Annotated in this window: 18 protein-coding genes; 8 read left to right on the top strand and 10 right to left on the bottom strand. The window is 72.7% G+C overall.

All coding sequences use genetic code 11. From position 1 onward, the window contains the following. Window positions 1-194: 194 nt before the first annotated feature. The 7 genes from OG392_RS13115 to OG392_RS13085 form a co-directional block, all read right to left on the bottom strand. A complete protein-coding gene (locus tag OG392_RS13115) occupies window positions 195-1,184 on the bottom strand; it encodes an N-acetylglucosamine kinase (RefSeq protein WP_443054766.1) in 990 nt (329 codons plus the stop codon). After that, window positions 1,175-2,440 (bottom strand): 6-phospho-beta-glucosidase, encoded by a 1,266-nt coding sequence (locus tag OG392_RS13110; protein WP_329278845.1) that lies wholly within the window; start codon window positions 2,438-2,440, stop codon window positions 1,175-1,177. Before OG392_RS13110 ends, OG392_RS13115 begins: the two co-directional genes overlap by 10 nt. A gap of 8 nt (window positions 2,441-2,448) precedes the next feature. Beyond that, window positions 2,449-3,345 (bottom strand): carbohydrate ABC transporter permease, encoded by an 897-nt coding sequence (locus OG392_RS13105; protein ID WP_329278843.1) that lies wholly within the window; start codon window positions 3,343-3,345, stop codon window positions 2,449-2,451. A gap of 3 nt (window positions 3,346-3,348) precedes the next feature. Then, entirely contained in the window at window positions 3,349-4,308 is a 960-nt protein-coding gene (locus OG392_RS13100; RefSeq protein WP_329278841.1) for a carbohydrate ABC transporter permease, read from the bottom strand. 19 nt (window positions 4,309-4,327) lie between these two features. Further along, complete coding sequence (locus OG392_RS13095) at window positions 4,328-5,671, bottom strand: ABC transporter substrate-binding protein (RefSeq protein WP_329278838.1); 1,344 nt, start codon at window positions 5,669-5,671, stop codon at window positions 4,328-4,330. A 71-nt stretch (window positions 5,672-5,742) separates the two neighbouring features. After that, window positions 5,743-6,957, bottom strand: coding sequence for an ROK family transcriptional regulator (locus OG392_RS13090; protein ID WP_329278836.1), 1,215 nt, complete (start codon window positions 6,955-6,957; stop codon window positions 5,743-5,745). Between the two features lie 241 nt (window positions 6,958-7,198). Beyond that, window positions 7,199-8,260 carry a mechanosensitive ion channel family protein gene (locus tag OG392_RS13085; RefSeq protein WP_329278833.1) on the bottom strand — a complete coding sequence of 354 codons (1,062 nt, stop codon included), beginning with the start codon at window positions 8,258-8,260 and terminating at the stop codon, window positions 7,199-7,201. Between the two features lie 254 nt (window positions 8,261-8,514). On the opposite strand from OG392_RS13085, the gene OG392_RS13080 reads away from it, so the two are divergent. Next, window positions 8,515-9,078 carry an HNH endonuclease gene (locus tag OG392_RS13080; RefSeq protein ID WP_329278830.1) on the top strand — a complete coding sequence of 188 codons (564 nt, stop codon included), beginning with the start codon at window positions 8,515-8,517 and terminating at the stop codon, window positions 9,076-9,078. A 79-nt stretch (window positions 9,079-9,157) separates the two neighbouring features. Here the strand turns inward: OG392_RS13080 and OG392_RS13075 are convergent, their stop codons facing one another. Further along, a complete protein-coding gene (locus OG392_RS13075) occupies window positions 9,158-12,424 on the bottom strand; it encodes a beta-N-acetylglucosaminidase domain-containing protein (protein ID WP_329278828.1) in 3,267 nt (1,088 codons plus the stop codon). A 238-nt stretch (window positions 12,425-12,662) separates the two neighbouring features. On the opposite strand from OG392_RS13075, the gene OG392_RS13070 reads away from it, so the two are divergent. From OG392_RS13070 to OG392_RS13060, 3 genes are read left to right on the top strand one after another with little or no spacing between them, the layout of a single operon-like run. Next, the gene (locus OG392_RS13070) at window positions 12,663-12,860 is read left to right on the top strand and encodes a hypothetical protein (RefSeq protein ID WP_329278826.1); all 198 of its coding nucleotides are present in this window, start codon (window positions 12,663-12,665) and stop codon (window positions 12,858-12,860) included. 1 nt (window position 12,861) lies between these two features. Then, on the top strand, window positions 12,862-14,982 hold the full coding sequence (gene malQ / locus OG392_RS13065) for a 4-alpha-glucanotransferase (RefSeq protein WP_329278823.1): 2,121 nt from the start codon (window positions 12,862-12,864) through the stop codon (window positions 14,980-14,982). A gap of 20 nt (window positions 14,983-15,002) precedes the next feature. Further along, window positions 15,003-15,230, top strand: coding sequence for a hypothetical protein (locus tag OG392_RS13060; RefSeq protein WP_329278821.1), 228 nt, complete (start codon window positions 15,003-15,005; stop codon window positions 15,228-15,230). A 100-nt stretch (window positions 15,231-15,330) separates the two neighbouring features. Here OG392_RS13060 and OG392_RS13055 read toward each other — a convergent pair whose 3' ends face one another. Then, a complete protein-coding gene (locus OG392_RS13055; protein ID WP_329278819.1) occupies window positions 15,331-15,843 on the bottom strand; it encodes a MarR family winged helix-turn-helix transcriptional regulator in 513 nt (170 codons plus the stop codon). Between the two features lie 134 nt (window positions 15,844-15,977). Here OG392_RS13055 and OG392_RS13050 point away from each other — a divergent pair, with 134 nt between their 5' ends. From OG392_RS13050 to alc, 4 genes are all read left to right on the top strand, one after another. Further along, on the top strand, window positions 15,978-16,979 hold the full coding sequence (locus OG392_RS13050; RefSeq protein WP_329278817.1) for an EamA family transporter: 1,002 nt from the start codon (window positions 15,978-15,980) through the stop codon (window positions 16,977-16,979). 5 nt (window positions 16,980-16,984) lie between these two features. Further along, on the top strand, window positions 16,985-17,908 hold the full coding sequence (locus tag OG392_RS13045) for a DMT family transporter (protein ID WP_329278815.1): 924 nt from the start codon (window positions 16,985-16,987) through the stop codon (window positions 17,906-17,908). Window positions 17,909-17,918: 10 nt separating this feature from the next. Further along, a complete protein-coding gene (locus OG392_RS13040; protein WP_329278813.1) occupies window positions 17,919-18,845 on the top strand; it encodes a LysR family transcriptional regulator in 927 nt (308 codons plus the stop codon). 162 nt (window positions 18,846-19,007) lie between these two features. Further along, window positions 19,008-20,144: an allantoicase gene (gene alc, locus OG392_RS13035; RefSeq protein ID WP_329278811.1), complete on the top strand. Its 1,137-nt coding sequence runs from the start codon at window positions 19,008-19,010 to the stop codon at window positions 20,142-20,144. Between the two features lie 178 nt (window positions 20,145-20,322). Here the strand turns inward: alc and pepN are convergent, their stop codons facing one another. Then, a complete protein-coding gene (gene pepN / locus OG392_RS13030) occupies window positions 20,323-22,899 on the bottom strand; it encodes an aminopeptidase N (RefSeq protein WP_329278809.1) in 2,577 nt (858 codons plus the stop codon). Window positions 22,900-22,969 lie beyond the last annotated feature (70 nt).

The raw sequence follows: 22,969 nt of genomic DNA, 5'->3' as shown, positions 1-22,969 counted from the left end.
CACCGGGATTGACTGGATCTTGTTCTTATCGTGCCGCATGCCCCCGGCACATCCGCGGGCGAATCCCCTCACTCTGAATACGTCACGAAGCCGTGATCGGTTCCGTATCGGACATCGCTCGAACAGGTGAACATGCCTGCGGGGCGTCTCCTCCGGCAGAGGAGACGCCCCGCGACCACACCCCCACGGCCTTCTCAGGCCCCGTAGTGCTCTCGCAGCCCGGCCGCCGCCTCCGGGCCTGCCGCGACCTCGTCCAGGGCGAGCAGTCCCGCCCCCAGGACCGGCGGCGCCGTCACGAAGCCGATGACGGCCTTCGGCGCCCGCTCGGCGAGCAGTTCACGGATCCGCTCCTCCAGCTGCGGATGCCGTGCGGCGAGCACGCTGCCGCCCAGCATCACCGGCGCCTCCTCCTCCAGGAGGCCGAGCCGCCCGAGCGCGACCGCGGACAGCGCGACGACCTCCTCGGCGAGCCGGTGCACCAGCGACAGCGCGACCGGGTCGCCGTCCGCGCTCACCCGGAACAGGACCGGCGTCAGCTCGTGCCGCCGCTCGGAGGGCACGAGACCCAGATGCAGCGCCTCGATCAGGGCGTACATCGTCTCCAGGCCGAAGTGCGCGGGTAGCGCCCGCGCCAGCTCCGAGGGCTCGCCGCGGCCGTCCTCGGCGCGTGCCGCGAACCAGAGCGCCTCCTCGGCCATGCCGCTGCCGCCGCCCCAGTCCCCGGATATCTTCCCGATCGCGGGGAAGCGCGCGGTCCGGCCGTCCGGGGTCATCCCGACACAGTTGATGCCCGCCCCGCACACCACGGCGACACCGCGCGGCTCGTCGAGCCCGGCCCGCAGGATGGCGAAGGTGTCGTTGTGCACCCGCACCGACCGGCTCCAGCCCCTGCGGAGGAGTTCGGCCTGGAGGGCGGTCTCCTCGACGGGCAGGTCGGCGTTGGCGAGACAGGCCGTGACATGGGCGAACGCCGGGGGGAGCCCGGCGCCGCCGGCCTCCGCCCAGGCCCGCCCCACGATCTCCGCCAGGGTGTCGACGGCCGTCTCCACCCCCACCACCGGCGGCTGGAACCCGCCGCCGCGGGCCGCTCCGAGGACGGTGCCGCCCTGGGAGAGGACCGCGACGTCGGTCTTGCTGTTCCCCGCGTCGACCGCGAGGAGCACGGCGTTCAGGTTCACGCCCACGCGAGGTGCTCCCGGTTGTGCGCGATCAGCCGGTCGGTGAGCCCGTCGGCGTACGCGTACTGACCCACCAGCGGATGCGCGAGCAGCGCCTTGAACACCCGGTCCCGGCCGCCGCGCAGCGCCGCTTCGAGCGCCAGGTCCTCGTAGGCCGTGACGTTCGCGACGAGACCGGCGTACAGCGGGTCCAGCGGGGCGACCGGCAGCGGAGCGGCACCGTGGGCGCCGACCGCGGCCTGCGTCTCGATGACGGCGTCGTCCGGCAGGAACGGCAGCGTGCCGTTGTTGTAGGTGTTGACCACCTGGTACGGCGAACCGCCGCCGCCCAGGAGGGAGGCCGCCAGGTCCACGGCCGCCTCCGAGTAGAAGGCGCCGCCGCGCTTGGCGAGCAGGGCCGGCTTCTCGTCGAGCGCCGGGTCCCCGTACATCTCCAGGAGTTCCTTCTCCATCGCGGCGACCTCGGCGGCCCGCGAGGGCTTGCTGCCGAGCTCCCGGACGACCTCGTCGTGCGCGTAGAAGTAGCGCAGGTAGTACGAGGGGACGACGCCGAGCCGGTCCAGGACCGGGCGCGGCAGGCGCAGGTCGTCGGCGATCGTGTCGCCGTGCTCGGCGAGCAGCCGGGGCAGCACGTTCTCGCCCTCGGGGCCCCCGAGGCGTACGGCACGTTCCCAGGTCAGGTGGTTGAGCCCGACGTGGTCCAGATGGACCTCGGACGGGGCGACGCCGAGCAGCCCGGCGAACTTCCGCTGGAAGCCGATGGCCACGTTGCACAGGCCGACGGCCTTGTGGCCGGCCTGGAGCAGCGCGCGCGTGACGATGCCGACCGGGTTGGTGAAGTCGATGATCCAGGCGTCCGGGTTGGCGCGCCGGACCCGCTCCGCGATGTCCAGGACGACCGGGACCGTGCGCAGTGCCTTGGCGAGACCGCCGGCGCCGGTGGTCTCCTGGCCGACGCAGCCGCACTCCAGGGGCCAGGTCTCGTCCTGTTCGCGGGCCGCCTGCCCGCCGATCCGCAGCTGGAGCAGGACGGCGTCGGCGCCCTCGACCCCGGCGTCGAGGTCGGAGGTGGTGGTGATCCGACCCCCGTGGTCCTGCTTGGCGAAGATCCGCCGGGCGAGACCGCCGACCAGGTCGAGCCGGTCCGCGGCCGGGTCGACGAGGACGAGTTCGGTGATGGGCAGGGTGTCGCGCAGCCGCGCGAATCCGTCGATCAGTTCGGGGGTGTAGGTGGAACCGCCCCCCACGACAGTGAGCTTCATGGTGTGAGTCAGCCCTTCACTCCGGTCAGTGTGACTCCCTCGACGAACGCCTTCTGGGCGAAGAAGAAGACGAGGATCACAGGGGCCATGACCAGGACGGTCGCGGCCATGGTCAGATTCCAGTCGGTGTGGTGCGCGCCCTTGAAGGACTCCAGGCCGTAACTCAGCGTGTACGCCGCCGGGTTCTCGGAGGTGTAGATCTGAGGCCCGAAGTAGTCGTTCCAGCAGTAGAAGAACTGGAACAGGGCCACGGCGGCGATGCCGGGCTTGGCCATCGGGAGCACGACCTTGAGGAGGGTGCGCAGTTCGCCGCACCCGTCGATGCGCGCGGCCTCGATGTACTCGTTCGGGATCGTCAGCAGGAACTGCCGCAACAGGAAGATCGCGAAGGCGTCACCGAACGCCATCGGGATGATCAGGGGCCAGAGCGTGCCGGAGAGGTCCAGCTCCTTGGCCCAGAACAGGTACATCGGGATGATGATCACCTGCGGCGGCAGCATCATCATCGAGATGACGAGCAGCAGCGACAGATGGCGGCCGCGGAAGCGGAACTTGGCGAGCGCGTACGCCACCGGGACCGAGGACACCACGACGAGCGCGGTGCCGACTCCGGCGTACAGCAGCGAGTTCTTCCACCAGTCCAGGAAGCCCGGGGTCTCGAAGACCCGGACGTAGTTGTCCCAGTGCCAGGAGTTCGGCGTGAGGTCGCGCGTGAGTGCCTGCTGGTCGCTCATCAGGGACGTCAGGAAGACGAAGACGAACGGCAGCACGAAGAACAGGGCCGCGGCGATCCCGAGGGAGTGCACGGCGATCCAGTGCAGGAGCGCCTTGCGGCGGGCCGTCTTCTCGGCGGCTCCCGCGGACACCCGGCGGACGGGCCGGTCGAGGGTCGATGTGGAGGTCATGGATCAGTCACCCGAGCCGATCAGGCCGCCCCGCCGGCGCATGAGCAGCGCCGTGAAGGCCATGGAGAGGGCGAACAGGACGAGGGCCACGACGCTGGCCGCGCCGTAGTCGAAGCGGCCGAAGCCGAGGTCGTAGACCAGCTGCGGCAGCGTGAGCGTCGAGTCGTCGGGATAGCCCGGCTCGAAGGTCTGGCCGGAGCCGCCCATCACGCCCGAGGCGATCTTCGCCGCCACGATCGGCTGGGTGTAGTACTGCATCGCGCCGATGATCCCGGTGACCACCGCGAAGAGGATGATCGGCGAGATGTTCGGCAGGGTGACGTAGCGGAAGCGCTGCCAGGCCGAGGCGCCGTCCAGCTCCGCCGCCTCGTACTGGTCCTTCGGTACGTCGAGCAGCGCGGCCATGAAGATGACCATGAGGTCCCCGACGCCCCACACGGCGAGGACGGTCAGGGCCGGCTTGGCCCACGCGGTGTCGTTGAACCAGGAGGGCGCGGGGATCCCGACGGCCTCCAGGAGCGAGTTGACCGGTCCCGTGCCCGGGTTGAGCAGGAAGACGAAGGCCAGGGTCGCGGCCACCGGCGGGGCCAGGTACGGCAGGTAGAACAGGGTGCGGAAGACTCCGGCACCCGTCTTGATCTTCGTGATGAGCAGGCCGATGCCGAGTCCGAACGCGACCCGGCAGGTGACCATGACGACCGCGAGCCACAGGGTGTTCTGCATCGCCGGCCAGAACTTCGGCAGGTCGGAGAAGACGTAGTCCCAGTTCTCCAGGCCCCGCCAGGTCGGCGGGTTGAGCCCGTCGTACTTCATGAAGGAGAAGTAGACGGTCGAGACGAGCGGGTACGCGAAGAAGACGCTGAAGCCGATCAGCCAGGGCGACATGAACGCCGCGGTGCGAAGCGCGTTGCGCACGCGCTTCGACCGCAGTGCCGCCTGACGCCCGGCGAGGGTGTCGGACATGAGATACCGGTCCCGGGTCTTACTTCGCCTGGGCGATGTCGCGGTCGATCTGGGCGGCCGTGTCGGCGAGGCCCTTCTTCAGGTCCGGGACCTGGCCCTTCTCGTACTTCTGGGCGAAGTCCTGGAAGGTGTCCTGGTACGTGGTGCCGTTCACCGCGCCGTCGGAGGTGGTGGACTGGGGGTGCCGGGCGATGTCCAGGAAGGTCTTGAAGCGCGCGTCGAACTTCAGGTTCGGCGACTTCAGCGCCTCCAGGGTGGAGGGCACGTTGCCGATCTCGTTGGCGAAGTTCACCACGGCCTCGGTGTCCATCGTCATGTACTTGACGAGTTCCCAGGCCGCGTTCTGCTTCTTGCTCTGCGGCGCGATGCCGATGATCGTGCCGGAGAGGTAGCCCTTTCCGTACTCGGCGACCTCGTCGTCGGCGACGGGCAGCGGCGCGACGCCGACGTCGATCTTCACCCCGGCGTCCTTGATGAAGTTGAGCCGCCACTCGCCGTCCAGCTGCATGGCGACCTGGCCGGTGTGGAAGGGGTGCTTGGCGCCCCACTCGTCGCCGTAGGTGGTGCGGACCTTGTCCAGCTTCGCGAACCCGCCCAGACCGTCGACCAGCGACTTCTGGTAGGTCAGCATCTCGGCGAAGCCGGGGTCCGTACCGAGGAGCGACTTGCCGCTCTCGTCGAAGTACTTGTGGTCCCACTGCGACATGTAGTGGCTCGGGACGGTCTCGTAGCCGAGGTAGTTCGGCATGAAGCCGAGCTGCTCGTAGCCGTCGCCCTTGGCCTTGGTGAGCTTCTTGGCGACCTCGGCGAACTGGGACCAGGTCTTCGGCGGGGCCTCGGGGTCGAGGCCGGCCTTCCGGAAGGCGTCCTTGTTGTAGAAGAGGCCGTAGGCGTCGGAGAGCAGCGGCAGGGAGCAGCGCTTGCCCTCGAACTGGGTGTAGTTCTGGAGGACCTTCGAGAAGGTCTTGTCGAGGTCGACCTTGTCCTTGTCGAGGAAGGGCTTCAGGTCCGCGAGGGCGCCGGTGTGGCAGAACTTGCCGACGTTGGACGTGGTGAAGGAGGCGGCCACGTCCGGCCCGTTGGAACCGCCCGCGCGCAGGGCCTGGCCGAGCTTGGCGTCGTTGATGCCGCCGACGACCTTCACCTTGATGTTCGGGTGGGCCTTCGTGAAGCGGTCGATGTTGTTCTGGATCGCCTTGACCTCGGCGGGCGCCGACCAGCCGTGCCAGAAGGTGATCGTGGTCTCGGCCTTGGGGTCGTCGCCGGCCGTGTTGTTCGCGGAGCCCGTACAGGCCGAGGCGAAGAGTGCTATCGAGGCGGTGGCGGCGAGCGCTGCGGCTGCTCTGCGCGGACGTACGGGCATGACGGTGTCTCCCTGTGGCGGAGGACTTACGGGGGAAGGGGAACGAGTGGAGCGGTGAGACGGTCGGTGGGTCAGCGCGAGGTGTCGAACACCTCGGCGCGCGTGGTGGCGAGGGCGCTTTCGAGGGCGCCGCGCAGCACGGGGCGCCGGGGGACGGCGGCGAGGACGAGTCGTGGCCGGGAGGCGGCGAGGTCGGCGAGTTCGGACTGCACGCGCGCGCGGAGGGGTTCGCCGCCGGCGACGAGGACGTCACCGGACAGCACGATGAGTTCGGGGTCGAGGACCGAGACGATGGAGGAGAGCCCGATGGCGACGCGCTCGGCGTACCGGTCGAGCAGCTCCGCGTACCGAGGGTCCTCGCCGTGTGCCTCGGCGGCGTGCGCGAGCAGCGCGCTCGCGACCGCCACGTACGGCTGCTCGGGGGTGTCGATGCCGATGGCGCGGGCGATCCGGGGCACGGCCTGGACCCCGGCGAGCTCCTGGAAGCCGCCGGAGTTGGCCTTGGTGACCTGGCGTACGAGCGGGGTGCCGGGGACGGGCAGGAAGCCGACCTCGCCGGCGCCGCCGGTGAAGCCGCGGTGCAGCCGCCCCCCGAGGACGAGGGCGGCGCCGAGGCCCTCCTCGTTCCACAGCAGGGCGAAGTCCGTGTGACCGCGGGCCGCGCCGACGCGCTGTTCGGCGACGGCGACGAGGTTGACGTCGTTCTCGTACTCGAACGGCATCGGCAGGACGGCGGCCAGCTCCTCCAGGAGGGTGGGGGAGTGCCATCCGGGCAGGTGGGAGGCGTACCGCAGGCGTCCGGTCGCCGGGTCGAAGGCGCCGGGGGTGCCGATGACCAGGCGCCGGACGTCCTCGCGGGTGATGCCGGCCGCCTTGACGGCCCCGTCGAGGGCGTCGGTGACCTGGCGGACGACGCCGGACGCGGCGCGGCCGGGGGTGCGGAGCTCGTACTCGCCGACGATCTCGCCCGTGATGTCGGCGACGGCGGCGTGGATGCGGAACGGGTTGACGTCGAGTCCGGCGGCGTACGCGGCCCGCGCGTTCACCGCGTAGAGCTGGGCGTTCGGTCCGGGGCGGCCCGCGGTGGTGCCGGTGGCGACGACGAGACCCGCCGCTTCGAGACGGGCGAGCAGCTGGGAGGCGGTCGGCTTGGACAGGCCGGTGAGCGTGCCGATCCGGGTCCGCGAGAGCGGGCCGTGCTCCAGGAGCAGGTCCAGGGCGGCGCGGTCGTTCATGGCGCGCAGTACGCGCGGCGTGCCCGGGGTTCCCGGAGTCGTACCGGCCATGAGGTCGCACCTGCCCTTCGGTTGCTGGTCGGGCCATTCTGCTGCCTCGCGGCGGCGTGTCTCCCCGACTGTACTGTTAGGAAAGTTTCCTATTCGGTGGGAGGAAAATAAGGCGGCCGTCACGGGGGCGTCAATACCCGGGCACGCGAGACGCCCCCGAAGGCAACCAAAGCGTTACCTGCGGGGGCGCCGTCCACGATCGCGTCGCCGCGCGGTCCCTACGCGCGTGCCTGCGCCGTTCCTACTTGTTGAGGTCCGCCCTGGGCAGCGGGGTCGCCGCGGCCGACTGCGGCGAGGTCGCCGAGGCGAAGGCCGACGGCGCCGCCATGCCCGCGGTCGGATCCGCGGCCGACTCCTCCGCCAGCGCCGGAAGCCCGCCCACGATCCGGATGCCGGCCCGGTCCAGGCCCTGCTTGATCCGCCAGCGCAGCTCGCGCTCCACGCCCAGCGCCTTCCCCGGCATCGTCTTCGCCGAGACCCGGACGGTCATCGAGTCGAGCAGCACCTCGTTCAGACCGAGCACCTCCACCGGCCCCCAGAGACGCTCGTTCCACGGCTCCTCCTTGGCCATGGACTCCGCCGCCTCGACGATCACGGACCGCACCCGCTCCAGGTCCTCCGTCGGCCGGACGGTCACGTCCACGCCCGCCGTCGCCCAGCCCTGGCTGAGGTTCCCTATCCGCTTGATCTCGCCGTTGCGCACGTACCAGATCTCGCCGTCCACGCCCCGCAGCTTGGTCACCCGCAGACCGACCTCCACGACCTCGCCGGAGGCCACGCCCGCGTCGACCGAGTCGCCCACGCCGTACTGGTCCTCAAGGATCATGAAGACACCCGACAGGAAGTCCGTCACCAGGTTCCGCGCGCCGAAACCGATCGCCACACCGGCCACACCGGCCGAGGCGAGCAGCGGCGCCAGATCGATCTTGAAGGCGCCCAGGATCATCAGCCCGGCCGTGCCCAGGATCAGGAACGACGCCACCGACCGCAGGACCGAACCGATCGCCTCCGAGCGCTGCCGCCGGCGCTCGGTGTTCACGAGGAGACCGCCCAGGGCCGTCCCCTCCACCGCCTGCGCCGAACGGTTCATCCGCTCGATCAGCTTCGTCAGGGTCCTCCGGACCGCCATCCTCAGAAGCAGCGCGACGATGAGGATCAGCACGATGCGCAGGCCCGTGTTCAGCCAGGTGGACCAGTTCTCCTCCACCCAGCTCGCCGCGTTCGTGGCCTTCTCCGCCGCCTCGTCGAAGGTCACCGGAACGGGCTCGGGTTCGGTGGCGGCCGCAAGAGCGGACCAAAGCACGGGGGACCTCCAGGCATCGCGTACGCAGAGCTTCCACAGTAACGGGGCGTCGGACATGGTCCCGTAGCCCTGTTCGAGGGAGAGACGGACCTCACCCGGGCAAAGAGAAGAAGACATGCCGATGTGGTCGAGAACACGCCGGGCCCGTCACCCCGATCCCGGTACGTGGTGGCGTTCCGACCAGGCATGAGGAGAGACTGAGAGCAGTTCGTCCCGGCGCGAGCCACGCGCCGCCGGCGTCATAGGAGGCATCCGTGCCGCATGTCCTGGTCCTCAACGCGTCGTACGAGCCGCTCGGCGTCGTACCGCTCCGCCGCGCACTCGTCCTCGTCCTGGAGAACAAGGCTCTCTGCCTCGAGGAATCCGGCGCCTTCCTGCACAGCGAGACCCAAGTCGTCCCCGCGCCCAGCGTGGTGCGACTGAAGCGCTTCGTGCGGGTCCCCTACCGGGGGCCCGTTCCCTTGACCCGCAGAGCCCTCTTCGCACGCGACGGCGGGCGCTGCATGTACTGCGGGGGCGTCGCGACCAGCGTCGACCACGTCATCCCCCGCAGCCGCGGGGGCACGCACGCCTGGGAGAACGTGGTGGCGGCCTGCCGCCGCTGCAACCACGTCAAGGCCGACCGGCACCTGCGCGAGATCGGCTGGCGGCTGCGCCACCAACCGGCCCCGCCGACCGGCCTGGCCTGGCGGATCATCGGGACCGGACACCGGGACCCCCGCTGGCTGCCGTACCTCCAGCCGTTCGGTGCCGAGGATGTGATGGCCCGGATCGACTCCGTCGCCGACGCCCCCGTGAGGGCGCTGACGACGGGTTGAGCCGGGCCTTTCGCGTCCGTACGCGCCGTCACGCGCGCACGGACGCGGGGGCGGTCACGGCACGGGAGCGGTGCGCCCCTCAGGGGGCGGGCCGCTCGTCCGTCGTGCCCTCCGCCACGTCGTCCGGCGGCGTGCCCTCCGACGCGTGGTCCGCCGGCGTGCCCTCGGCGCCCGCAGGCGGCTCCGCCGGCTCCGCCGGCTTCCCGGCGGGCTGCCCGGGCCGCTCCGGCCCCTTCTGCGCGGCCACCGCGTAGGTCTCCACCGACCAGAGCGAATAGCCGTACCGCGTCGCCCGCGCGTCGCCCTGCACCCGCAGGAAGCGCGTGTCCGCCGCGTCCATCCGCACCGACTCCCGGCCGCCCCGGCCCTCCGCGACCGTGGCCGCCGTGCGCCATACGCGCCCGTCGGCCGAGACCTGGACCCGGTAGCGGGAGGCGTACGCGTCCTGCCAGTGCAGCACCACCTGCCCTATCCGGGCCGGCTCCGGCAGCTCCAGCTGCCACCAGGCGCCGTCCTCCGCGCGCGAGGACCAGCGGGTGGCCGGATCGCCGTCCACCGCCAGGGCGGCCGGGAAGTCCGGCGTCTCGTCGCCCGAGGACGAGGCCGTCGCCGTCCGGGCCAGATCCGGGCCCGCCGTACGGGGGAAGGCCCGCACCGTCAGCACCCGCTCCTCGCCCGCGAACGACACCGGCACCCGGTACGTGCCCGCGTGCGCGTCCGGCGCCACCGACACCTCCAGGGGCACGGTCGACCGGGCACCGCGCCCGACCACCGCCTGCTCGGGCAGTCTGACCGTGATCCCCTTCGGGGCCTTCGCCGTCAGCGGCCCCCGCACCTCGCCGGCGCGCAGGCCCGACAGCTCCACGTCCACCCGCTGGGCCGGGCCGCCGATCTCCGCGTCCGTCTCCGTCCGGGCCAGACCGAGCGTCGCGCGCGGCCCGTCCGCGAACCACGGCACGAGCGAGCGCACCGCGGGCGCCGGACCGTCGCCGCTCCACACCACCCGCAGCGCCTCCGCCCGCAGGCCCTTGAGGTCCGCCTGCGTCCAGCCGGACGCCGACAGCGGGCCGAGCGGCCGCCAGCCCTCGCCCTCGACGTACGCCTCCACGCGCGCGTCGCCCGGGTCCCCGGAGCCCGGCTCCGTCATCACGGTCAGGGCCTCCACGGGCCGCGCCCGGTCGAGCCGGACGGTGTACGAGCCGGTGCCCCGGTCGGGACGGACCCTCGGCGTCCGGTCGGCGCCGGTCCAGGCCTTCGCCCGCTCCACCGCGCGCGTGAGGAACGGGTCGAGCACCCCCGCGCCGACCGTCACCCGGCCCGCGGCGAGGTCTTTCCGCAGCGACTCCAGGCTCAACTGCGCCCGCCAGGCCGCCGCCCCGTCCCCCGACTCCTGGGCGACCAGCATGTCGACCGCCGTCTCGCCCGCCCGGCCGTACCCGGAGAGCTGCCGGAGCCAGGGGCCGGTCTCGTCGTCGAGGGCGCCGCCGGCGGCGCCCGCGAGCCGTCCGGGAGCCTCGCGCATCACGGTGAACGCGGCCCGCAGCTCCCGCGCCGACGTCTCCCGCCCTGGGTCCGCGTCGGCCCCCGCGCTCGTGCGCGCGGCCCAGAAGGCCGCCAGGAGGGGCTTCAGGTACGCCGATTCCGCCGCCGGGTCGAGCACCGACGAGGCGCCGTTGCCCGCGAGCGCCCGCAGCGCCTCGCGGGCGGCGGGCTCCGGGCCCGCGAGGTCGTCGACCGCCGCCCGCCAGGACTCCTCCGGCCGGTAGCCGCGCGGGTTCCAGGCGTAGTCGGCGGTGGTGAAGAGCGGGACGCGGGAGGCCGCGGGCTGCTCCATCGCCAGTGCGAGGAAGGCCGCGGAACCAGCGGCCACGGCCGGCTCCCGGCCCGTCGCGGGGCCGAGGAACAACCGGTCCTGCGCGTAGTCGTTGACCGGGTAGTTGTCCATGGTGACCAGCGGATGGCCCAGGGCCGCCCGCGTCCGCGCCAGCTCCCCGCCGGTGATCGCGCGCGGCACGACGCCGACGCCGGTCCACGCCACCCGCACGTCCGCGTCGAGCGTCTCGCCCAGCCGGGCGCGGTAGGCGGTCGCGCCGTCCTGGTAGTACTCCGTCGGCATCACCGTCAGCGGCTCGGCGTCCGGATACCTCTCGGCGAGGTGCCGGGCGACCGTGTTCGCCACGCGCGCGTGCGCGGCGGCCGCGGCCTCCGGCCCCCGCCCGAAGGTGTCGGCGTCCCGGTCGCAGTGCCACTCGTCGTACGAGGCGTCCTGGAACTGGAGCTGGAAGGAGCGCACCCCGAGCGCCCACATCGCGTCGAGCTTCCGCGTCAGCGCCGCCAGGTCGCCGCCCGAGGACAGGCACATGGACTGGGCGGGCGCCACGGCCCAGCCGAGCGTCACGTGGTTGGCGCGGGCCCGCTCCGCGAGCGCGCGGAACTCGGCCTGCCGCGCGGCCGGGTAGGGGTCGCGCCACTGCACGCCCCGGTACGGGTCGTCACCGGGCGCGTACAGATAGCGGTTCTGCTTGGTGCGGCCCAGGAAGTCGATCTGGGCGAGCCGCTGTTCGGCCGTCCAGGGCGTCCCGTAGAAGCCCTCGGTGATCCCGCGCTCGGCCGTGCCCGGCCAGTCGCGCACGACGACCCCCGGAACCTCCCGGCCGCCGCCGAGCAGCTGACGCAGCGTCTGAACGGCGTGGAAGAGTCCGTCGCCGCCCACTCCGTCCAGGACGACCGTGTCCCGGCCTCCGAGGCGGCCCGTGGCGAGCCGGTAGCCGCCGCGCGGCAGATCGAGCCGGTCCGGCACCCGCAGAGCGCTCAGCGCCTCCTCGGCGGCCTCGCCGGAGGGGCCGGCGACCCGGAGGACCGGCCCCCGGCCAGGGAGCCCGGTGTGGACGGTCCGCACCCCGGCGGCCCGCAGCAGCTCGCGCAGGGCGGCGAGGGCGTACGGATCGGCGTCGGCGTCCGCGAGCAGCGTCAGCTCGTCCCCGAGGGATACGGCCTGCCCGGCGGCGGTCAGCGACTGCGGGCGCGGCCAGACGGCGGGCACGCGCGCGGAGCCGGTGGCCGTGGAGCCGGGGGAGGGGGCCGTGGCCGGGGAAGCCCCGGGGGCGCCCGGGTCTGCCGGGGCGCCGGGTGCGTTCGGGACGAACGGCGTCGTCGGTGCGAACGGTGTGGCCGGGGCGAACGGCGTCGTCGGTGCGAACGGCGCCGCCTTCGGGCGCTCGTTCGGGGCCGCCCCCGGGACCGCCTGGGCCGAGCCCGGCACCGCGCCGCCGAGAAGGCCGCCGATGACGGCGGCGGCGACAGCCGTCGCGGTGCGCCTGCTGCGCCCGAGGTGCCCGAGGTGCACGGGTGTCTCCCTTCGGCCGGGGCCGCCGGCCGCTCGCCGGTTTGGTCACGAGTGGGTCACGAGCCCACCACCCGTCGCACTGAGGTGTCAATGCACGTGGCCGATGTGTCGGCTTTGCCCGGCGATCCGTCGGCGAGGTGACGTCACTTCGCCGCTTTCCGCCGGTAAAACGAGGTGCGGTGGGTAGGCCTCAGTCGTTACCCAGGTCCCACCAGTCGAGACGAATCGGGAGACCCCCGTGACCACGACCGCCCCGCACCTCGGACGGATACGGATTCCGGAGCAGCCGGCCAGGACGGACGAACCGCTGACCAGCGAGCCGCCGCTGCCCGACGCCGAGCCCCTCACCAGCGAGCCGCCCCTGACCGTGGCTGCCCCCCTCACCAGTGAACCCACCGCCCCAGGAAGTGCGGGCACGGAGTCCCCCGGAGTGTGAAGTGACCCTGGCCCGTCTCGCCGCCCGTCACGGCGTCGCCACCGCCTACAGCCCCTCCGCAGGGGTCACCGTGCCCGTGCCGGACACCACCGTGGTGGCCGTCCTCGGCGCCCTCGGCGTGGACGCGGCGACGCCGGAAGCGGTCGCCGCCGCCCTCGAAGCGGCCGAACGGGCCGACCGGGAGCTTCTGTTGCCCCCGACCCTGGTCCGATGGCACGGCGCGGAGCCCGTCGGCCCGCCGGCGGACCTGCCGCCCGGCACCCGGCTCCGGGTCACCACCGAGGACGGCGCCGTCGTCACCGGCGAGGACTGGGAGCACCTTCCCCCCGGCGTCCACACGGTCGAGGCGCAGGCCCCCGACGGGCGCGCCGCCACCGCCACCCTGATCGTCGCCCCCGCGCGCGTGCCCGCCCCCGAGCGGCGCGCGTACGGGCTGCTCGTACAGCTCTACTCGCTGCTCTCCACCCGCTCCTGGGGCATGGGCGACCTCGGCGACCTGCGCGAACTGGCGGACTGGGCCGGCCGCACGCACGGCGCCGGCTTCGTCCAGGTCAACCCGCTCCACGCGGGCGTGCCCGGGGCTCCGAGCGACCCCTCCCCGTACCGCCCGTCCTCGCGCCGCTTCCCCGACCCGGTCCATCTGCGGATCGAGGCGGTCCCCGAGTACGCCCTGATCGGCCCCGAGCGCCGCGAGGAGCTCGACCTGATCCTCGCCGACGCCGCCGACCTGCGCGAACGCGTCCTCGGCAAGGGCGCGGTGATCGACCGGGACGCCGTGTGGGAGGTCAAGAGACGCGCCCTCGAACTCGTCGTCGGCGGTGTCGAACTCGGCCCCGGCAGACGCGCCGACTTCCACGACTTCCTCGCCGCGCGCGGCCGCGCGCTGGAGGACCACGCCACCTACCAGGCGCTCGCCGAGCGCCACGGCCACCACTGGCGGACCTGGCCGGAGGAACTGCGCACGCCGCGCGAGGCGGAGGCCGTCGTCCGCGACGACCCCGCCCTCGCCGCCCGGGTCGACTTCCACTGCCGGCTGGCCTGGCTGACGGACCGGCAGCTCGCCGACGCCGCCGCGGCGGCCCGGGAGGCCGGGATGGAGATCGGGATCGTCCACGACCTGGCGGTCGGCGTCCACCCGGAGGGCTCCGACGCCTGGGCCCAGCAGGAAGCCTTCGCGGCCGGCATGTCGGTCGGCGCCCCGCCCGACGCCTTCAACTCCCGCGGCCAGGACTGGGGCCTGCCGCCCTGGCGGCCCGACGCCCTGGCCGCCACGGGCTACGCCCCGTACCGCGGACTCCTGCGCGAACTCCTGCGCCACGCGGGCGCGCTGCGCATCGACCATGTGATGGGCCTGTTCCGGCTCTGGTGGGTGCCGGAGGGTCGCGAGCCCACCGAAGGCACCTACGTCCGGTACGACGCCGGGGCCATGCTCGCCGTCCTCGTCCTGGAGGCCCACCGCGCCGGCGCCCTCGTCATCGGCGAGGACCTCGGCACGGTCGAGTCCGGTGTGCGGGAGGAGCTGGCCGCGCGTGGGGTGTTCGGCACCTCCGTGCTCTGGTTCGAGCGGGACTGGGCGGCCTCCGGCCGTCCGCTGGCCCCGGCCGAGTGGCGCGCGGAGTGCGTCGCCACCGCCACGACCCACGACCTGCCCCCGACGGCCGCCCGGCTCTCCGGCGACCATGTCGCCCTGCGGCACCGTCTCGGCCTGCTGCCCGGGGATCTGGCACGCGAGCGGGCGGCGGACGCGGCCGAGACCGCCGAGTGGCTGGGCCTGTTCCAGCGGCTCGGGCTGCTCCCGGAGGGCCCGGGGGCCGAGGAGGCCGAGATCAGGGCCGTCCACCGGTTCCTGCTCGACACCCCGGCCCGGATGGTGGGCGTCTGGCTGCCGGACGCGGTGGGCGACCGCCGACCGCAGAACCTGCCCGGCACCTGGGACGAGTACCCCAACTGGCGGCTGCCGCTCGCCGGCGCGGACGGGCAGCCGATGACCCTGGAGCGGCTCGCCGCCTCGCCCCGGGCGCACGCCCTGCTGCGCGAACTCCACGCGCGGACGGCGGTACCGGAGGCCCGCACCACCCCTTCCGACGCCCGTACGGCACCCCCGGGCGCGCGGTCCGATTAGCTGTTCGCTACGTTTGCACCGTGGACAAGAAGAACGCACTGCGCGCCGGCTCGCTCGCGGCCGGTACGACGCTGATGATGCTGCTCATGTCGTCCCCCGCGCTCGCGCTCACCCGCGACGACGGCGACGACCCGGCCCCCAAGCTGTCGGTCATCGAGACCATCGGCCTGTTCGTGGCCGCACCGCTGGTGCTGTTCCTGGTGATCACCGGGCTCGTGATGGTGCTCGACAAGTCCAAGAAGGCCTGACCGCCTCCTCCTCCGCTCCGCCGAGGGCGCCGCACGGTACGACGTACCGTGCGGCGCCCTCGCGTGCGTGGACGCGCGGGAGAGCCGCGCGTGACACCCCCTAGGCGGTCGTCGCCAGCAGCTTGCGCAGAAGCCCGGCCAGCTGCGCCGCCTCCTCCTCGTCGAGCGCGCCCTCCAGGGCCGCCCGCTGCTGCGCGAGACCGGCCGTGACGGACTGGTCCACCAGTTCCCGGCCGTGCTCGGTGAGCGTGACCCGCAGTCCGCGCCGGTCGTGCGGATCGGGGCTGCGGGTGACGAGCCCCGCCTTCTCCAGCTTGTCCAGCCGGCCGGTCATCCCGCCGGTGGTGATCATCAGCGTCGCCGTCAGCTCGCGCGGTGACAGCGTGTACGGCTCCCCGGAGCGGCGGAGGGTCGCGAGCACGTCGAACTCCCCGAGCGCCAGGCCGTAGGGCGCGTACGCCTTGTCCACCCGGCCGCGCATGGCGTTCGCGAGCCGGTAGATCCGCCCGAAGACGGCCATCGGCACGGTGTCCAGGTCGGGGCGGACCGCCGCCCACTGGTCGGTGATGGCGTCGACGGCGTCGTGGGCGGGGCCGGGGGTCTTCGTGTCCATGCGGGCAGTCTCCCCTTCCACGTGACTCGATGGCAAGAAAGTCACTTGCAAGTAAGTAGCTTAGTGGTAAGTTAATTACCGCCAAGCCAGTCCGGTCCACCCGGAACGGCATCCGCAGCGAGGGGGAGACCGTCATGTCCCGCAAGGCAGCCGTCGTCGCACTGACCGCCCTGGCCCCGATCTCCTGGGGCTCCACCTACTTCGTCACCACGGAGTTCCTGCCGCCCGACCGCCCGCTCTTCACCGGTCTGATGCGCGCCCTGCCCGCCGGACTCCTCATCCTGGCGCTCACCCGCAAGCTCCCGCAGGGGGCCTGGTGGTGGAAGTCCGCCGTCCTCGGGGCCCTCAACATCGGCGCCTTCTTCCCGCTGCTCTTCCTCGCCGCCTACCGGCTCCCCGGCGGCGTCGCCGCCGTCGTCGGCTCCGTCGGCCCGCTCTTCGTCGTCGGCCTCGCCGCCCTGTTCCTCGGCGAGAGGCCCACGGTGAAGACCCTGCTCACCGCCGTCGCCGCCGCCTTCGGCGTCAGCCTCGTGGTCCTGAAGGCCGGGGCCGCGTTCGACACCGTCGGCGTGCTCGCCGGACTGCTCTCGTCGCTGTCGATGTCGGCCGGCATCGTCTTCACCAAGCGCTGGGGCCGCCCCGAGGGCGTCGGCGCCCTCGCGCTCACCGGCTGGCAGCTCACCGCGGGCGGTCTGATCATCCTGCCGATCGCCTTCCTGATCGAGGGCGCCCCGCCGGCCCTGACCGGCACCAACCTGGCCGGGTACGCCTACCTCGCCTTCGGCAACACCGCGATCTCGTACTTCCTCTGGTTCCGCGGCATCGAGCGGCTCAGCGCCTCCTCCGCCACCCTCCTCGGCCCGCTCTCGCCCATCACCGCCGCGATCATCGGCTGGGTGGCGCTCGGTCAGGCACTCGGCGCGGTGCAGCTGCTCGGCATGGCGATCGCCTTCGGCGCCACCCTGGCCGGCCAGCTGAGCCCCCGGGCCCCGAAGGAGGCCGGGCCCGTCGTGGAGGCCGGGCCCGTCGTGGAGGCCGGGCCGGTCGTCGAGTCGGGCGCGGAAACATTCAGTTCAACTGAAAAGAATGGTCAGGAAGTTTCGATGGACCTGGAAGGTTCGGGAGTGCGACGGTAGGCCCCATGAGCCTGATCACCGCACGCCACCCGACCCCCGACGTCACCCGGAAGCCGGCGCCCGCCCGAGGCGCCGGCTTCGGCGTGCTCCTCGCCCTGCTCGCCACCGTCGTCTGGTCCGGCAGCTTCGTCGCCACCCGCGACATGGCCGACTCGGTGCCACCCGTGCAGGCCGTCTTCTGGCGCTGGATCATCGCCCTCGTCGCCGTCGCCCCGATCGCCGCCCGCCCGTTCTGGCGGCAGCGGAAGGCGATCCGCCGGCACTTCGGATTCGTCGCGCTCGCCTCGCTCTTCGGCGTCGCGCTCTACAACACCCTGGTGCACCAGGCCGGACTGACCACCTCCGCCACCAACATGGGCATGATCATGGCCGCCTCCCCGGTGATCATGGCGGTCTGGTCCCGGATCGGCGGCGAACGCCTCGGCACCCGCCGCGTCCTCGGCATGCTGGCGGCCGTCGTCGGCGTCCTGCTGCTCGTCGGAAAGGACTCCCTCGCCGTCGACCTCGGGGCGGGCGACCTGTGGATGTTCGCCGCGGCCCTGTCCTTCGCCTCGTACAGCGCCCTGCTCAAGCGCAGGCCCCCGGAGATCGGCGGACTCGCCTTCCTCTTCGTCACCTTCCTGCTCGGCGCGCTGATGCTCGCCCCCGCGTACGCCGTCTCCCTCGCCGTCCAGGGCGGGTTCACCGCGGGCGTCGCCACCGTCGGCCCCCTGCTCTATGTGGGCGTCGGCTCCTCCGCCGTCGCCTTCTTCGCCTGGAACAGGGCCGTCGCCCTCATCGGCGCCGCCCGCGCCGGGATCGTCTACTACCTCCAGCCGGTCTGCGTCGCCCTCCTCTCGTACGCCCTGCTCGGCGAACGGCTCGGCGCCCTCGGCGTGGCCTGCATGGCGCTCATCCTCGGCGGAGTGGCCCTCAGCTCCGCCCGGTAGGTTGCGCCCCATGACCGAGTGGGACATCAAGAAGCTCCAGATCCTCCGCACTCTCCGGGACCGCGGCACCGTCACCGCCACCGCGGAGGCGCTGCTCATGACCCCCTCGGCCGTGTCGCAGCAGCTCACCAACCTCGCCAAGCAGCTCGGCGTCCGGGTCCTCGAGGCCCAGGGCCGCCGTGTCCGGCTCACCGACGCCGCCCACCTGGTGCTGCGGCACGCGGAGGTGGTCTTCGCCCAGCTGGAGCGCGCCGACGCCGAACTCGACGGCTATCTGCGGGGCGAGGCCGGAGAGGTGCGGGTCGCGGCGTTCTCCACGGCCGTGCCCGCGCTCGTCGTGCCCGCGGTACGGCAACTGCGCGCCGCGCACCCCGGGCTCGACGTCCGGATCCGGGAGGCCGAGGCGGCGGAGGCGTACGAGCTGCTCTCGGCCGGAGAGGTGGATCTGGCGCTCTCGCTCGCCGCCCACGCGCCCTCCGCGCGCGATCCCAAGTTCAGCCGGGTCCCGCTGCTCGCCGACCCCCTCGACGTGGCCCTGCCCGCCGGGCACCCGCATGCCGACGCGCCCGGCCTGCGGCTCGCCGACCTCGCCGCCGAGCCCTGGATCTTCGGCGGCTCGGGCCCCTGGTCGGAGATCACCACCGCCGCCTGCGAGGCCGCCGGCTTCGTGCCCGAGCAGGCCCACAGCGCTTCCGGCTGGACCGCGATCCTCGCCATGGTCGAGGCCGGGATGGGGATCGCCCTGGTCCCCCGGATGGCCTCCGCGGAACGCCGGGGCGGTGCCGGGGTCGTGATGCGCGTCCTCGCCGCCGACCAGCCGCGCCGCCATGTCGTCGCGGCGGTACGACGCGGGGCGGAGGAGGGGCCGGCGGTGGCACGGGTGCTGGGGGCGCTCCGGCAGGCGGCCGCCCAACGGGAGACCGTCCAGCAGGGCTGACCCCTCGCGCCGTGCGGCGGGGCTGACCCCTCGCGCTGTGCAGGACGGGCCGACCCCTGTCGCCGCGCACCCGGTCGCACCGCTCCATCGTTCAGCAGAACTGAAGATGTCCATCGAAAACATTCGATGGACCCACCAGGTCCCGGGGCGCACAGTCGACGCATGACCTTCGAGACGAGCCAGGACCAGGACCCGCACGCCAACGACGCCGCCCCGTACTCCGGTGGCGACCCGTACGCCGACTACCGGACCGGTGACTTCTCCTTCACCGAGCTGGTCGACCTCGCCGACCGGCGTCTCGGCGCCGGCGTCGTCGCCGCGAACGACGAGTTCTTCGCCGAGCGGGAGAACCTCCTCGTCCGTGAGCGGGCCGTCTTCGACCCCGAGCACTTCGGTCACAAGGGCAAGATCATGGACGGCTGGGAGACACGTCGCCGCCGCGGCGCCGACGCCGAGAACGTCTTCCCCGCCCCGGGGGACCACGACTGGGCGATCGTCCGCCTCGGCGCCCCCGGCGTGATCCGCGGGATCATCGTCGACACCGCCCACTTCCGCGGCAACTACCCGCAGCGCGTGAGCATCCAGGCCACCTCGGTGGAGGGCACGCCGAGCCCCGCGGAGCTGCTGGAAGCCCCGTGGGAGGAGCTCGTGCCGCCGACCCCCGTCCGGGGCCACGCCGCGAACGGCTTCACCGTCACCGCCGAGCGCCGCTGGACCCATCTCCGCGTCTGCCAGCACCCCGACGGCGGCATCGCCCGCCTCCGCGTCCACGGCGAGGTCGTGCCCGACCCCGAGTGGCTGGAGCTCCTCGGCACCCTCGACCTGATCTCCGTACTCAACGGCGGTTCGTACGAGGACGCCTCGGACAGGTTCTACTCCTCGCCGACCCAGATCATCCTGCCCGGCACCTCCCGCAAGATGGACGACGGCTGGGAGAACCGCCGCCGCCGGGTGCGCGGCACCAACGACTGGGTGCGCTTCCGGCTCGCCGCGCAGGGCGCCGTCCGCGCCGTCGAGATCGACACCGCCTACCTCAAGGGCAACTCGGCCGGCTGGGTCGCCCTCCAGGGATGCAACGGCGATCCCTCCGGCGGCGCGGAGTGGTTCGAGATCATCCCCCGCACCAGGCTCCAGCCCGACACCCTGCACCGCTTCAAGCTGCCCGCCCAGGCCGTCGTCACCCATGTCCGCCTCGACGCCTTCCCCGACGGCGGCGTCGCCCGGATGCGGCTGCACGGGGCGCTGACCGAGCAGGGCGCGGCCGACCTGCGCGCCCGGTTCACGGCGCTCGGCGGCTGAGCGCGGCCCCGTCCCCGCACTTCCGCCCGGCGGAGCGGCAGCGCGCCGACGCCCGCCCGCCGGGCGGACCTCACGGCCGGTCCTCCGCCGGTCCGCGCGTGCCGGACCGGCGGAGCGCCGATACGCCGAAGGGGCCCCGGACCGGCACGGTCCGGGGCCCCCTGCTTCCGCGGGGTGCCTACTTCGCCGCCGCCGCGTCCGCCGCCCGCGCCCGGAGCGCACGCTCGACGCCCGCGCGGCTCTCCGTCACCAGACGGCGCAGCGCCGGGGCCGGGTCGTGCTCGGCGATCCAGGCGTCCGTCGCGTCCAGGGTCTCCTGCGACACCTGGAGGCTCGGGTAGAGACCGACCACGATCTGCTGGACGATCTCGTGGCTGCGCGTCTCCGAGACGCCCTTGACCGACGCGAAGTACTTCGCCGTGTACGGGGCGAGCAGCTCGCGCTGGTCGGCCTGCACGAAGCCGCCGATCACGGCCTCCTGCACGGCGTTCGTCAGCTTGTCGTCCTCGACGACCGAAGCCCAGGCCTCCGCCTTCGCCGCCTCCGTCGGGCGGGCCGCGCGCGCGGTGGCCGCGTGGCGCTCGCCCGCCGCGGTGCGGTCGCGCTCCAGCTCGCCCGCGATCTCCGACTCGTCGTAGACGCCGGTGGCCGCGAGCCGCTGGACGAACGCCCAGCGCAGCTCGGTGTCGACCGCCAGACCCTCGACGCTCTCGCGGCCCTCCAGGAGGGCCGCGAGCAGGTCCAGCTGCTGCGGGGTGCGGGCGGTCGCCGCGAAGGCGCGCGCCCACGCCAGCTGGTGGTCGCTCGCGGGCGCGGACGCCTGCAGGTGCGCGAGGGTGGCCTCGGTCCAGCGGGCCAGCCCGGCCTCGCGCCACTCCGGCGCCGCGTACATCTCCAGGGCGGCCTTGACCTGGCCCTGGAGCGACTGGACGACGCCGATGTCGGACTCCTTGGCGACACCGGAGAGCACGAGCTCCAGGTAGTCGCGGGTGGCCAGCTCGCCGTCGCGGGTCATGTCCCAGGCCGAGGCCCAGCACAGGGCGCGGGGCAGGGACTCGGCGAAGTCGCCGAGGTGCGCGGTGACGTTCTTCAGGGACACCTCGTCGAGGCGGACCTTGGCGTACGACAGGTCGTCGTCGTTGAGGAGGACGACCGCCGGACGGGCCTTGCCCACGAGCTGCGGGACGGCCGTCAGCCCGGCGGCCTCGATGTCGAGTTCGAGGCGCTCGGTGCGGACCAGCTTGCCCGCCGCGTCGAGGTCGTAGAAGCCGATCGCGATCCGGTGCGGGCGCAGCACGGCCTCGCCCTTGGCGCCGGCGGGGAGCGCGGGCGCCTCCTGCTTGACGGCGAAGGAGGTGATCGAGCCGCTCTCGTCGGTCTCGATCTCCGGGCGGAGGATGTTGATGCCGGCCGTCTCCAGCCACGCCTTCGACCAGGTCTTGAGGTCGCGCCCGGAGGTCTCCTCCAGCGCGCCGAGGAGGTCGGAGAGGCGGGTGTTGCCGAAGGCGTGGGCCTGGAAGTAGGCCTGGACGCCCTTGAAGAACTCGTCCTGGCCGACGTAGGCGACGAGCTGCTTCAGGACCGAGGCGCCCTTGGCGTACGTGATCCCGTCGAAGTTGACGAGCACGTCCTCCAGGTCGTTGATCTCGGCCATGATCGGGTGCGTGGAGGGCAGCTGGTCCTGGCGGTAGGCCCAGGTCTTCTCCGCGTTGGCGAAGGTCGTCCAGGCGTTGGGCCAGCGGGTGCCGGCCACCGAGGCCTGGCAGGCGACGGAGGTGTAGGTGGCGAACGACTCGTTCAGCCAGAGGTCGTTCCACCACTCCATCGTCACGAGGTCGCCGAACCACATGTGGGCGAGCTCGTGCAGGATCGTCTCGGCGCGCCGCTCGTACGCGGCGTCCGTCACCTTGGAGCGGAAGACGTACTGGTCGCGGATGGTGACCGCACCCGCGTTCTCCATGGCGCCCGCGTTGAACTCCGGCACGAAGAGCTGGTCGTACTTCGCGAACGGGTAGTCGTACGCGAACTTCTCCTGGAACCAGTCGAAGCCCTGGCGCGTGACGTCGAAGATGTGGTCCGCGTCGAGGAACTCGGCGAGCGACGGACGGCAGTAGATGCCGAGCGGGACGCTCTGCCCGTCCTTCTCGTACGAGGAGTGCACCGAGTGGTACGGGCCGACGATCAGCGCGGTGATGTACGTGGAGATCCGCGGCGTCGGCTCGAAGACCCAGAGGTCGTCCTTGGGCTCCGGGGTCGGCGAGTTGGAGATGACCTTCCAGCCCGTCGGCGCCTTCACGGTGAACTGGAAGGTCGCCTTGAGGTCGGGCTGCTCGAACGAGGCGAAGACGCGACGCGCGTCCGGCACCTCGAACTGGGTGTAGAGATACGCCTGGTCGTCGACAGGGTCGACGAAGCGGTGCAGACCCTCACCGGTGTTGGTGTACGCGCAGTCGGCGACGACCTTCAGCTCGTTGCGGCCCGCGACGAGGTGGGCCAGCGCGATCCGCGAGTCGCGGAAGACGGCGGCGACGTCCAGCGAGTGGCCGTTCAGCACGACCTCGTGGACGGCGGGGGCGACGAGGTCGATGAAGGTCGAGGCACCGGCCTCGGCGGAATCGAAGCGGACGGTGGTGACGGACCGGTAGGTGCCGCCCTCCTGCGCACCGGAGAGGTCGAGTTCGACCTCGTACGCGTCCACGGTGAGCAGCGCCGCCCGCTGCTGCGCCTCTTCACGGGTCAGGTTTGTGCCAGGCACCCGGTCAACTCCTCGGTTTTGTGATGTTTGGCCCATCCTTCCACGGGGTGTGTCGGCAGCGCACGAGACA

This window comes from Streptomyces sp. NBC_00691 (assembly GCF_036226665.1).
Classification (GTDB): domain Bacteria; phylum Actinomycetota; class Actinomycetes; order Streptomycetales; family Streptomycetaceae; genus Streptomyces.
This window is presented reverse-complemented; position numbering and strand designations above follow the sequence as displayed.